Below are 12603 nucleotides of genomic sequence, written 5' to 3'. Positions count from 1 at the left end.
ATTCAAGAAGATAGACCCTTTTTATCCGATCAGGTTGATTCAACCTGATCCGGAAAGGGTCTAGCCGATCACCCGTTCGATCGCCGCCCGCAGTTCCGCCCAGTCGTCGATCCGCGTGTGCAGGTCGGGCTTTGCAGGCGCCAGGGCGCGCAGCCGGATGTCGGCCACGTGCTGGAACCGCGTCACCTGCGGGGCCGACTCCGCCACGGAGTCGAGGTTTGAGATCAGGTCGTCGATGAACACCGACGGCCCGCCCGCCTGGGACGCCAGGCCCGCCGCCAGCGGCCCCTTGGGCCCGGTATTGAGGATCAGCGGATAGTCCATGCCGTGGCGGCCCAGCCAGCGGGCGCGGGCCAGGCGGGCGGGGCCCGGCGCATTGGTCAGGATCACGATCTCCGCCTGCTCCGACAGCGATGAAAGGGCCAAGGCGCCCCCCGGCGTGGGCGTCATGTCGCCGCAGCCGTATCGAAAGAAGTCCTCGTAGTGCTTACGTCCGTCCTCGATCGCCAGGTGTTCGCTCTCGCCGGGCTGATAGATGTTCTGAAACAACGCGAACTTGTCGACCCGGAACTCCAGACCCCGGCCCTCCAGAAAGGTCCCGAAGCCTTGCATGAACAGGCCCAGCACCTCGTCGACATCGACGATCAGCAGCGGTCTATCGGTCTTGACGCCCAGGTCGGTGAGCCGAGGGGCGCGGGGCGGTTCGGCCACGGGGGCCTCCGAATGCGACTAACGTGGATTTAAGGATATCCGTGGGATCAAGGGGCTCAAGGTGAGGTCGGTTACCGATTCGCCAGACCAAGGATCGTCAGACGAAAATGGCCAAGAAGGTCCTCATCGTCGAGGATAACGAGCTGAACATGAAGCTCTTTCATGATCTGCTCGATGCCCAAGGCTACGAAACGCTGCAGACCCGCGAGGGATTGCAGGCGCTGGCGCTCGCCCGCGAACACCGTCCGGACCTGATCCTGATGGACATCCAGCTCCCCGAGATCTCGGGCCTGGAGGTCACCAAGTGGCTCAAGGAAGATGACGAACTGGCCCACATCCCCGTGGTCGCCGTCACCGCCTTCGCCATGAAGGGGGATGAGGAGCGTATCCGCGAGGGCGGCTGCGAGGCCTACATCTCCAAACCCATTTCGGTGTCGCACTTCCTCGACACCATCCGCCGCCTGTTGAGTTAGCCGCCATGACCGCGCGCATCCTGGTTGTCGACGACATCGAGGCCAACGTCCGCCTCCTCGAAGCCAAGCTCTCGGCCGAGTACTACGAAGTGCTCATCGCCTATGACGGCCCGACAGCACTGGCCATCGCCGCCAAGGAAAAGCCCGACATCGTCCTGCTGGACGTCATGATGCCCGGCATGGACGGCTTCCAGGTCTGCCGCCGGCTGAAGGACGATCCCGAGACCCGCCACGTGCCGGTGGTGCTGGTGACGGCCCTGGACGGCCGCGCCGACCGCATCGCCGGTCTTGAGGCCGGGGCCGACGAATTCCTCACCAAGCCCATCGACGACGTCATGCTGTTTGCCCGCGTGCGCAGCCTGACCCGCCTGAAGATGGTGATCGACGAACTGCGCGATCGGGAGGCCTCGGGCCGCCGGATGGGCGTCATCGCCGGCGCCGCCTCGCGCCTGGGCGGTTCGGGCGGCCGGGTGCTGATCGTCGACGACCACGAACGCCAGGCCCAGCGCGTCGCCAGCGAACTGGCCATCGAGCACCGCCCGATCATCGAGAGCGACCCCGAAAAGGCCCTGATGACCGCCAAGGGTCCGGTGGACCTGGTGATCGTCAACGCCGCCGCCAGATCCTTCGACGGCCTGCGCTTCACCGCCCAGCTCCGCTCCGACGAGGCCACGCGCCACCTGCCGGTCCTGGCCATCGTCGACTTTGACGAGCGCCAGCGCCTGGTGAAGGCCCTGGAGATCGGGGTCAACGACATCCTGACCAAGCCGATCGACCCCCAGGAGCTGTCGGCCCGCGCCAAGACCCAGATCCGGCGCAAGCGCTACACCGACTATCTGCGCGACAACCTCGACCACTCCCTGGAACTGGCGGTCACCGACCAGCTCACCGGCCTACACAACCGCCGCTACATGGTGGGGCAGCTCGAGGCCCTGGTGAAGCGCGCCACGCTCGGGGGCGACCCGGTCGCCTGCCTGCTGATCGACATCGACCACTTCAAGAAGATCAACGACGGCTACGGCCACGACGTCGGCGACGAGGTGCTGCGCGAGTTCGCCGTGCGCCTGGCCTCCAATGTGCGCGCCATTGACCTGCCGTGCCGCTACGGCGGCGAGGAGTTCGTGGTGGTCATGCCAGACACCAAGATCGAGGACGCCGAGCGCATCGCCGAGCGCATCCGGCTGCACGTGGCCGGCTCGCCGTTCCGCGTCATGAACGGCTCGGAACTGCTGACCGTCACCATCTCCATCGGCGTGGCCGCGACCCTGGGGGCAGGGGACAAGCCCGAATCCCTGCTCAAGCGCGCCGACGAGGCCGTCTACGAGGCCAAGGCCTCGGGCCGCAACAAGGTCATCGCCCGCGCGGCCTGAGGCCGCCGACGCCTTCCGCCACCTGTGTCATCCCGGAAAGCGCGCAGCGATTGTCCGGGACCCATATGCGCGGGGCTTGCAGGATGGAACGGTGAGTATGGGCGCCGGTCCTCCGCTTCGCGAAAACCGGCATGACACCTGTTGGCGCTGTCGCGCAACAGGTTGAGGACAAACGAAAAACGCCCGGTCTCGCGACCGGGCGTTTTCGTGTTGTCGTGTGGGTCGGCAGACCTACTTGATCTTGCCTTCCTTGAACTCGACGTGCTTGCGCACGACGGGATCGTATTTCTTCATGACCAGCTTGTCGGTCTTGGTGCGGGCGTTCTTCTTCGTCACGTAGAAGAAGCCGGTGTCGGCCGACGAGTTCAGGCGGATCTTAATTGAGGCGGGCTTCGCCATGGTACGTCCTCGCGCGGCCGGCTGCGCAGTCGCGCCGGCTGGGTTCTAAAGAGCCGCGGACAATACGAATCCGCAACCCAAAGTCAATCGCCTCCAGGCGCCGCCTAGATATGAGTGATCTGCGAGCCCTTGCGGACGAAGCGCATATAGGGGATCGGCCGCTCGGGAACCTCAAGGCGGTGGGCCACCTCGCGCACCACAAACCGGGTGACGCTGGGCAGGTCGAGCGCCAGGGCCTCGTCCAGGTCCACCCAGGCGATCTCGTCCAGCTCGCCGCAGTCGGCCTGGCGCTCCAGGCTGATCAGCCGGTCGGCCTCGGCCATGAAGAAGCGGGCGTCGAAGCGCTTGCCCACCATCGGCGGGGTGACGGCGCGGGCGACGAACTGCATGGCCGCGAGGTCCGGCGCGGCGCCCTGCTGCAGGAACTCCCGCCAGGGACCGGCGCCAGGCCGCTCAGGGGCCTTCTTGGCCAGCAGCAGGCCGGCCTCCTCGAAGGTCTCGCGGATGGCGGTCAGAGCCAGGGCCCGCGCCCGCCGCTCAGGCGTGTTGTAGGTGAGCTTGGCGGTCACCTCCGGCGTCAGGTCGGTGGCGTAGGGGGCGCTGAAGTCCGAACGGTCGATTCGGCCGCCCGGGAACACCCACTTGTCGGGCATGAAGTCGTGGCCCTTGGCCCGCCTGCCCATCAGCAGGCGCGGCTTGGCGGCGTCGCGGCGCACGATGATCAGGGTGGCGGCGTCGCGGGGACGCACGGCCTTCTGACCGGGCTTGCGGGGCGGACCGCCGCCATTGCCGCGGCCGCCCAGCGGGTTCTCGGATTCGTTCTGACTCTCTGACATCAAACAACTGTATGACCCAGGCCGCCCGCCTGGGAAGCCTGCCGTTAGGTCAATTCGTGCGGCCTAGCGCCGCTTGCCCTTCCGAACCCCCTTGGGCGGCCCACCCTTGCGCTTGGCGTCGAAGGAGCCGGGGTTGCGGCGGATGGCGCCCAGGCGCGGCCGGGCGGCGTTGGGATCGCGGGGCTGCGGCTCGCTGAGCATCTCGAACAGCAGGCCCCCGGTGATCGGGGTGGCCTCCACCAGCTTGACCTCCACCTGCATGCCCAGCGGCCAGCGGGCGCCGGAGCGTTCCCCCACCAGGGCGTGGCTGCGGTCGTCATGGATGAAGAACTCGCCCCCCAGCCGGGAGACCGGGACCAGGCCGTCGGCGCCGGTCTCGGCCAGGCGGATGAACAGTCCGAACCGCGTCACCCCGGTGATCCGGCCGGCGAAGGTCGCCCCCACACGATCGGCCAGGAAGGCGGCGACGTAGCGGTCGGTGGCGTCGCGCTCGGCGGCCATGGCTCGCCGCTCAGCCACGGTGATCTGCTCGGCCGTGGACTTCATCTGGCTGATATCCTGGTCGCTCAACCCGTCGTCGCCCAAGCCCAGCGACCGGATCAGCCCTCGGTGCACGATCAGGTCGGCATAGCGCCGGATCGGCGAGGTGAAGTGGGCGTAGCGCGCCAGGTTCAAACCAAAGTGGCCGATGTTCTCGGTGGAATAGATCGCCTGCATCTGGCTGCGCAGCACCACCTCGTTGATGATGTCGGCGTTCGGCCCCTCGCGGGTCTCGGCCAGCAGCTTGTTGAATCGCTCGGTGCGCGGCGCCTCGCCCTTGTTCCAGGGGATGTCCAGGGTGGCCAGGAACTCGGCCAGGGACTGCACCTTCTCCTGGCTCGGCGTGTCGTGGATCCGGTAGATCAGCGGGGTCTTCTTGGCCTCCAGCGTCTCGGCGGCGCAGACATTGGCCTGCACCATCATCTCCTCGATCAGCTTGTGGGCCTCGAGGGCCGCGCGCGGGGTGATGGCGGTGATCTCGCCCTGCGGGTTGATCAGGATGCGGCGCTCGGCGCTTTCGATGGCCAGGGGCGAGCGGGCGAGCCTTCCCTGCAGCATGCACCGGTAGGCGGCCCACAGGGGCTCCAGGATGGGCGCCAGCAGCGGTCCGGTCACATCGTCGGCCTCGCCGTCGATGGCGGCCTGGGCCTGCTCGTAGGAGAGCTTGGCGGCCGAGCGCATCAGGCCGCGCACGAACTTGTGGCCCTTCTTGCGGCCCGACTTGTCGAACACCATCCGCACGGCCAGGCAGGCGCGGTTCTCACCCTCGCGCAGGGAGCACAGACCCGCCGACAGCCGCTCGGGCAGCATCGGCTCCACCCGGTCGGGGAAATAGACGCTGTTGGCCTTCTCGCGGGCCGTGACGTCCAGGGACGAGCCGGGGCGCACATAGGCGGCGACATCGGCGATGGCGACCCAGACGACCCAGCCGTCCTTGTTTCCGGCGTCGGTGTCGGGCTCGGCATAGACCGCGTCGTCGTGGTCGCGGGCGTCCGGGGGATCGATGGTGATCAGGGGGACCTGGCGCAGGTCCTCGCGTCCGCTCAGGGTCGGCGGCTGGGCGGCTTCGGCCTCGGCCTCCGCGGCCGCCGGGAAGCCCGTCGGGATGCCGTGGGAGTGGATGGCGATCAGCGAGGCGGCGCGGGGCTGGTCCTCGCGGCCCACCACCTCCAGCAGCTTGCCGCGCTTCGGTCCGTAACGCTGCTCGGACGTGCCGACCTGGGCCAGGACCAGGTCGCCGTCCCGCAGCTCCTGGGCCTTGGGATCGGTGAGGATCAGGCTTTCCTTGGACTTGCGGTCCACCGGCTCGACGCGAACCTCGCGGTTGGACTTGCGGATCACCCCCAGGATCTTGTGGACGCTGGCCCCCAGCTTCTTGATCAGCCGGGCCTCGGTCTCGCCGTTCTCCAGGGTCTCGAACCGCACCAGCAGGCGGTCGCCGATGCCGGGCGCAGGCCCGGTGGGATCGGCCCGTCCCGGAGCCAGGCGCACCAGGGCGGTGTCGTCGCCCTTGGTCAGGCGGACCATCAGGTCGCCGTCGGTGTCCTTCTCGATGACGTCCACCACCCCCACCGGGGGCAGGGCGCCGGCCTGGGCCAGGCCCCGGCGGCCGCGGCGGCCCAGCTCGCCGCCCTCCTGCAGCTCCTTGAGCATCTCGCGCAGGGCCTTGCGGTCGGCGCCCTTCAGCCCGAAGGCCTTGGCGATCTCGGCCTTGTCGGTCTCACCCGCCTCGCGGATGTACTTCAGCAGGGTCTCGCGGTCGGGCAGACCCTGGGTCGGCTTGGCGGCGGCGGACTTGAAGCGGGACGACTTGGGCGCGCGGGTCTTGGGCATGCCGCCTTGTAACGTGGAACGGCCGACCTCGCCTCCCCAATCCTGGGCCCGGTCTAGCCCGGCAGCCGCTCGAAGCTCGGAATGCCGTCCGGCACGTGGTGGAAGGCCTGCTTGTCCACCGTGAAGATCGCCATGCCTGGGGTGAACACGCTGGGATCGTCGAGGGAGCCGACCTTGAGGATCACCGCCGGGAAGCCCGGCGAGCGGGCCAGGATATGGGATCCGCACTCGGCGCAGAATTCCCGGGTGACCGGGCGCTCCAGATCGGCGCGGGTGAAGCTCTTGGGGGTCCCCTTGGTGTAGTGGAACCCGGGGATGGGCATGGCCATGAACACGTTGGGCGAGCCGCCGCTGATGTGCTGGCACTCCCGGCAGTGGCATTGGGCCTGCATCATCGGCTCGCCCTCGGCCTCATAGCGCAGAGCGCCGCAGTAGCATCCGCCTTGAAGTTTCATGGGTGTCCTCCCGACCTGTTGGGTGAACTCTAGGGGAGGGGCGGGGCCTGTAAAGCCTGACCCTCAGTCATCCTCGCGGAAGGTCCCCAGCCGGGTCAGGCCCTCGATGGTGGTGGCGCCGTCCTGCTTGGTGACGGTCCGCACCGTGCCCACAGTGGTCGCCGCGATCTGCGCGGCCAGGGCCTCGGAGTGGGTGACCAGCCAGACCTGCGACCGCTCCGAGGCCTGGCCCACCAGCCGCGCCAGGGGCGTCATCAGCGCCGGATGCAGGCTGGACTCGGGCTCGTTCAGGGCCACGAAGGCCGGCAGGCGGTAGGCCATCAGGGCGCCGGCCAGGGCCAGGAACTTCAGGGTGCCGTCCGAAAGCTCGGCGGCCTCGAACACGCGCCTGGGAAAGTCCGGGAAGCTCATGCCGAAACTGGCCGTCCGGTCCGGCTGCGGAACCACCAGCCGCGCGCCGGGAAACGCCTGATCGATCACCGCGTCGAGATCCGCCGTGTCCTGGCGGATATGGGCCAGGGTGGCGAACACCGCCGCCAGGTTGGAGCCGTCCGAGGTCAGGGTCGGGCTGGCCACCGCCGTGCAGGGCCGCCGCAGGGGCGAGGCGGCATCGGTGCGCAGGTCGTGATAGAACCGCCACTCCAGCAGGGTGCGCCGCACGATATCCAGGCCCGGATACTTGCCGGGGTCCTCCAGCCGCGCCAGCACGGTCTCCGAGGCCAGAAGGTCGATATCCAGCTCCTGCGGCCGGCCGTCCTCGTCACGGGCCATCACAGAGGCGTTCTTGCGGTCCAGCAGCCGCACGGGCCGGCCCCCGCTCAGATGGGACAGCTGCTCGGTCTTGATCTGCGGCTCGGTCTCGAAGGCCGGCGAGGTCGGGAAGGGGAAGCCTACCTCCACCTCGTAGCGATAGCCGACGCCGGGTCGGCCCGGCACGGACAGGTCCACCGAGAAGCTCATCCGCGCCGGCTGGTTCTTCTGCCGCGTCCCAGCCCAGAAGGCCGCCGCCATGCCCTCGCGGGCCAGCTCGGCCCCAAGGGTGTTGGTGGCCGCCGCCCGCAGCAGTTCCAGGGCCCGATAGAGGTTGGACTTGCCGACCCCGTTGGCGCCGACGAAGACCTCCAGGTTGGAGACCGGATAGGCGATCTGCCTGAGCGACCGGTAGCCCGAAGCGGAGAAGTCGCTGACGGGCAGCAGCATCAGAACCTAGGCCTCGACCGCCTTCTTCGCCGCCGGCTTCTTGGCGGCGGTTTTCTTGGCGGCCGGTTTCTTGGCCGCGGGCTTCTTCACCGCCGCCGTGGCGCCGGCCTCGGCCTCGGCCTTGGGCTTGGCCGCGGCCTTCGCCTTGGGGGCCGCCTTCTTCTTCACCGGCTTCTTGCCGCCGCCCTTTTCCACCCGCTCGGCGATCAGTTTGACCGCCTCTTCGAGGGTCAGGTCCTGCGGGTCGCTTCCCTTGGGCACATTGGCGTTGGTGGAGCCGTGCTTGATGTAGGGGCCATAGCGGCCGGCCAGCACCTTCACCGGCTGTCCGTCCACCGGGTGGGCGCCCAGGTCCTTGAGCGCCGCGGTCTCGCCGCGACCGCCCCGGCCACCGGCGCGCTTCTCGGCCAGCAGGGTGACGGCGCGGTTCAGCCCCACCTCGAACACCTCGTCGGCGGTGGGCAGGTTGGCATAGGTGCCGTTGTGCAGGACGAAGGGCCCGAACCGGCCGATGCCGGCGGTGATCATGATGCCGTCTTCCGGATGCGCGCCGACCTCACGGGGCAGGCGCAGCAGGCGCAGGCCCTTTTCCAGGTCCATGGCCTGGGCCGACCAGCCCTTGGGCAGGCTGGAGCGCTTGGGCTTCTCGCCGTCACCCAGTTGGACATAGGGGCCAAAGCGCCCGGACTTCAGGAACACGATCTCGCCGGTCTCCGGGTCGACGCCGAGTTCACGGTCGCCGCTCTCGCCCTCGGCGTCATCAGCCGATTGCGCGATGGGCCGGGTGTAGCGGCACTCCGGATAGTTGGAGCAGCCGATGAAGGCCCCGAACTTGCCGGTCTTCAGGGACAGCTGTCCCGCGCCGCAGGTGGGGCAGGCGCGCGGATCGGAGCCGTCTTCCTTCTGCGGGAAGATGTGGGGGCCGAGCGCCTCGTTCAGGGCGTCCAGCACGTGGGTCACCCGTAGTTCGGCGATCTCGCCGACGGCGGCGTGGAAGTCCTGCCAGAACTCCCGCAGCAGCGCCTTCCAGTTCAACTCCCCGGCCGAGACCAGGTCGAGCTTCTCTTCCAGGGCGGCGGTGAAGTCGTACTGGACGTAGCGGTTGAAGAACTGCTCCAGGAAGGCGGTGACCAGCCGGCCCTTGTCCTCCGGGATGAAGCGGTTCTTGTCCATGCGAACATATTCGCGGTCCCGCAGCACGGTCAGCACCGAGGCGTAGGTGGAGGGCCGGCCGATGCCGAGCTCTTCCATCTTCTTCACCAGGCTGGCTTCCGAATAGCGCGGCGGCGGTTCAGTGAAGTGCTGGTCGGCGCGGGCGGTGATCACCTTGGCGGCGGCGCCCTCGTTGACCTGGGGCAGGCGGCCGCTTTCCTCGTCGGCGTCGTCGTCTCGGCCTTCCTCGTAGACGGCCAGGTAGCCGTCAAACAGGATCACCTGGCCCGTGGCGCGCAGGCCGGTCTTACCGTCGGCGCTCTCCAGCTCGATGGTGGTCCGCTCGATGCGGGCGGCCTCCATCTGCGAGGCGATCATGCGCTTCCAGATCAGCTCATAGAGCCGGCCTAGGTCGCTCTCCAGCCGCAGGGAGCCGGGGTTGCGGGTCAGGCTGGTGGGGCGAATGGCTTCGTGCGCCTCCTGGGCGTTCTTGGCCTTGGTCTTGTAGATCCGGGCGGCTTCGGGAACGTATTCCTTCCCGTAGACGCCGGCGATCACCTCACGGGCCTCGTCCAGCGCCTCGGGCGCCGACTGCACGCCGTCGGTCCGCATATAGGTGATGAGACCGACGGTCTCGCCGCCGATGTCGATGCCCTCGTACAGCTTCTGCGCGGCCTGCATGGTGCGCTGGGTGGAGAAGCCCAGCTTGCGCGCGGCCTCCTGTTGCAGGGTCGAGGTGGTGAAGGGCGGGGCAGGGGACCTGCGGGCCGGCTTCTTCTCCACCGACGCGACCTTCAGGGTCGCGCCGTCCACCGCGGCCTTGGCGGCCAGGGCCGTGGTCTCGTCGCCCAGGTCGAACTTGGTCAGGCGCTTGCCGTCATGCTTGACCATGCGGGCCAGGAAGGGGTCGCCGCCGGCGCTGACATCGGCCTCGACGGTCCAGTATTCCTGGTTCTTGAAGCGCTCGATCTCGATCTCGCGGTCGACCACGAGACGCAGGGACACCGACTGCACCCGACCAGCCGAGCGCGAGCCCGGCAGCTTGCGCCACAGCACCGGCGAAAGGGTGAAGCCCACCAGGTAGTCCAGGGCCCGGCGGGCGAGATAGGCCTCCACCAGCTCCATGTCGATGTCGCGCGGATGCTTCATCGCCTCGGTGACGGCCGACTTGGTGATGGCGTTGAACACCACCCGCTGGACGATCGCGCCTTTGACGGCCTTCTTCTTCTGCAGGACTTCCAGCACGTGCCAGGAAATCGCCTCACCCTCGCGGTCGGGGTCGGTGGCCAGGATGATCTTGTCGGCGGTCTTGGCGAAGTCGGCGATCTCGGACAGACGCTTGGCGGACTTGGCGTCCACATCCCACAGCATCAGGAAGTCCTCGTCGGGCTTCACCGAGCCGTCCTTGGCCGGCAGGTCGCGCACGTGGCCGTACGAGGCCAGGACCTTATAGTCCGAGCCCAGGTATTTATTGATGGTTTTGGCCTTGGCCGGGCTCTCGACGACGACGAGGTTCATGCGGTTTTAAGGGTGGTCCAAGGGCCGAAGCGCCCGAAATTCAAGGGCCCGGAAGGTGGGGTGTCCACCTAGGGCCTGTCAACGGGCCGATTTCACTTCAAGCTCTGCAATGGGAGGTTGTGCCACAACCTTTCCGCGCGTGTGGCGTTAGAATCTGTTAGAGTCCGATGCCAGACAGATGGAACAGTGGAACCCCAAGGCCTCGCCCCAGGCGACAGCGACCTTTATCGAAGAGGTCTTGAACCAGTTGGCGGAATTGGCCTCGACACGGGGCTACCGGTCTCTGGCGACAACCCTGATGATGGCCGCGTTGGACGCCGCCCGAGCGGCTGCCGGTCCGCCGGATAAGCCAAGCTAGGCGCGCGACACCATGCCGCCGGGCAGCAGTTCGGCTCGGCCCGCCAGCGACAGCTCCATCAGAGCCGCCAGCACCTGGGGCGCCGGCGCCCGCGCCGCGCGCACGATCTCGTCCCGCGACACCGGGGTGGGGGACAGCAGATCGGCGATGGTTTCCCGCAGCTTTTCGGCCTGCGGGTCCGGCAGCTCGCCCGACACGGCATAGCGATCCTGGTCGGGTTCCCGGAAGCCGCCGAACCCATCCAGCGCCCGCAGCACGTCCTCCGCGCCCTCGCAGATCGCCGCGCCCTGGCGGATCAGGTCATTGGTCCCCTTGGCGCGCGGGTCCAGCGGCGAGCCCGGCACGGCCAGCACCTCGCGCCCCTGTTCGGCGGCCAGGCGGGCGGTGATCAGCGAGCCGGAGCGGATCTCGGCCTCCACCACCACGACGGCGCGGGAGAGCCCGGAGATGATTCGGTTGCGGCGGGGGAAGTCCTTGGCCTGGGCAGTCTGCTTGGGCCGGCTCTCGGAGATCACGCAGCCGGCCTCGACGATCCGGGCATGCAGGTCGCGGTGCTCGGGGGGATAGATGTCGGCGATCCCACCGCCCAGCACGGCGATGGTCCCGGTCGCCAGCGAACCCTCGTGCGCCGCGCCGTCGACCCCGCGCGCCAGGCCCGAAACGATCACCTGTCCGGCCTGGCCCAGATCGCTGGCCAGCCCGCGCGCGAACCTCTGGCCCGCCGCCGAGGCCACTCGCGCCCCGACGATGGCGACGATGGAGCGTTGCAGCAGGCTGGCGTCACCCCAGACCCACAGCAGGGGTGGCGGCGGATCGAGCGCCGCCAGGGCCTGCGGAAAGTCGGCTTCGCAGGCGCAGATCAGGCGCGCGCCCAGGGCCGCGCCGTCTTCCAGTTCGGCCTGCACATCCTCGACGCTCGGCACGCCCAGCGGCGAGACCCGCCCCCCGCGCCGCGCCAGGTCGGGAAGGGCGGCCAGCGCCACGGACGCCTCGCCATAGCGGGCGATCAACTGGTCGAAGGTGACCGGCCCCACGTTCTCGGTGCGCGCCAGCCGCAGCCAGTCGCGCCGCCCGGCCTCGGTCAGCGCTCGGCTCAAGCGGCGTCCTTCTTGCCGGCCCCGATGCGCGGCTCCTGCCCCTTCAGCAGCCGGCGGATGTTGTCGGCATGGCGGAAGAACACCAGCACCGCCATGAACAGTGTCAGGTAGATGATCGGTAGCCCGCGGTGGAAGACGAAGGCGTAGAGCGGCGCGAGCGCTACCGCCGTCAGCCCCGCCAGGGACGAGATGCGGAACAGGAAGGCCACCACCAGCCAGGTGGCGCCCGCCGCGATCCCCACCGGCCAGGCGGCGGCCAGCAGGGTGCCGAAGAAGGTGGCCACCCCCTTGCCGCCCTTGAACTTCAGCCAGACCGGGAACAGGTGACCGAGGAAGGCGCTGGCGGCGGCCAGGGCGATCAGCACCCTCTGGGCCTCCTGCGGCCCGTCCTTCGTCGCCAGCCAGGCGATCAGCACCGCCACCGCGCCCTTGCCGCCGTCGCCGAGCAGGGTGATGGCCGCCAGGTCCTTGCGGCCGGTGCGCAGGACATTGGTCGCCCCGATGCTGCCCGAGCCGATGCTGCGCACGTCGCCCGCGCCCCCCATCCGGGTGGCGATGACGCCGAAGGGAATGGAGCCCAGCAGATAGCCCCCGAAGACGGCGGCGGCGATCAGTACGGGACTGAGTGACTCAAGCATGTGGTTCCCCCCAATTGCCGAGA

Annotated in this window: 11 protein-coding genes; 2 read left to right on the top strand and 9 right to left on the bottom strand. The window is 68.6% G+C overall.

What is annotated here, in order from left to right:
* Positions 1–60: 60 nt before the first annotated feature.
* Positions 61–711 carry a hypothetical protein gene (locus tag Q7J39_RS04410; protein ID WP_304820829.1) on the bottom strand — a complete coding sequence of 217 codons (651 nt, stop codon included), beginning with the start codon at positions 709–711 and terminating at the stop codon, positions 61–63.
* A gap of 107 nt (positions 712–818) precedes the next feature.
* Between Q7J39_RS04410 and Q7J39_RS04405 the strand changes: the two genes are divergently transcribed.
* Positions 819–1184, top strand: a complete 366-nt coding sequence (locus tag Q7J39_RS04405) for a response regulator (protein ID WP_293493017.1) — start codon at positions 819–821, stop codon at positions 1182–1184.
* Between the two features lie 5 nt (positions 1185–1189).
* Positions 1190–2554 (top strand): PleD family two-component system response regulator, encoded by a 1365-nt coding sequence (locus tag Q7J39_RS04400; protein WP_304820827.1) that lies wholly within the window; start codon positions 1190–1192, stop codon positions 2552–2554.
* Positions 2555–2785: 231 nt separating this feature from the next.
* On the opposite strand, the gene rpmG is transcribed toward Q7J39_RS04400, so the two are convergent.
* The 8 genes from rpmG to plsY all read right to left on the bottom strand — a co-directional run bounded on the left by rpmG (position 2786) and on the right by plsY (position 12580).
* On the bottom strand, positions 2786–2953 hold the full coding sequence (gene rpmG, locus Q7J39_RS04395) for a 50S ribosomal protein L33 (RefSeq protein WP_215340033.1): 168 nt from the start codon (positions 2951–2953) through the stop codon (positions 2786–2788).
* Positions 2954–3057: 104 nt separating this feature from the next.
* Positions 3058–3789, bottom strand: a complete 732-nt coding sequence (locus tag Q7J39_RS04390) for an NUDIX domain-containing protein (protein ID WP_304820825.1) — start codon at positions 3787–3789, stop codon at positions 3058–3060.
* A 63-nt stretch (positions 3790–3852) separates the two neighbouring features.
* A complete protein-coding gene (rnr, locus tag Q7J39_RS04385) occupies positions 3853–6162 on the bottom strand; it encodes a ribonuclease R (protein WP_304820823.1) in 2310 nt (769 codons plus the stop codon).
* A gap of 53 nt (positions 6163–6215) precedes the next feature.
* Positions 6216–6617, bottom strand: coding sequence for a GFA family protein (locus tag Q7J39_RS04380; protein WP_304820821.1), 402 nt, complete (start codon positions 6615–6617; stop codon positions 6216–6218).
* 63 nt (positions 6618–6680) lie between these two features.
* Positions 6681–7817, bottom strand: coding sequence for an AAA family ATPase (locus Q7J39_RS04375; protein ID WP_304820819.1), 1137 nt, complete (start codon positions 7815–7817; stop codon positions 6681–6683).
* A gap of 6 nt (positions 7818–7823) precedes the next feature.
* On the bottom strand, positions 7824–10487 hold the full coding sequence (gene topA, locus Q7J39_RS04370; protein ID WP_304820817.1) for a type I DNA topoisomerase: 2664 nt from the start codon (positions 10485–10487) through the stop codon (positions 7824–7826).
* Positions 10488–10841: 354 nt separating this feature from the next.
* Positions 10842–11942: a DNA-processing protein DprA gene (dprA, locus tag Q7J39_RS04365; RefSeq protein ID WP_304820814.1), complete on the bottom strand. Its 1101-nt coding sequence runs from the start codon at positions 11940–11942 to the stop codon at positions 10842–10844.
* Positions 11939–12580, bottom strand: a complete 642-nt coding sequence (plsY, locus tag Q7J39_RS04360; RefSeq protein WP_304820812.1) for a glycerol-3-phosphate 1-O-acyltransferase PlsY — start codon at positions 12578–12580, stop codon at positions 11939–11941. The genes dprA and plsY overlap by 4 nt, the downstream gene beginning before the upstream one ends.
* Positions 12581–12603 lie beyond the last annotated feature (23 nt).

Source organism: Phenylobacterium sp. (assembly GCF_030651185.1).
GTDB lineage: Bacteria > Pseudomonadota > Alphaproteobacteria > Caulobacterales > Caulobacteraceae > Phenylobacterium.
This window is presented reverse-complemented; position numbering and strand designations above follow the sequence as displayed.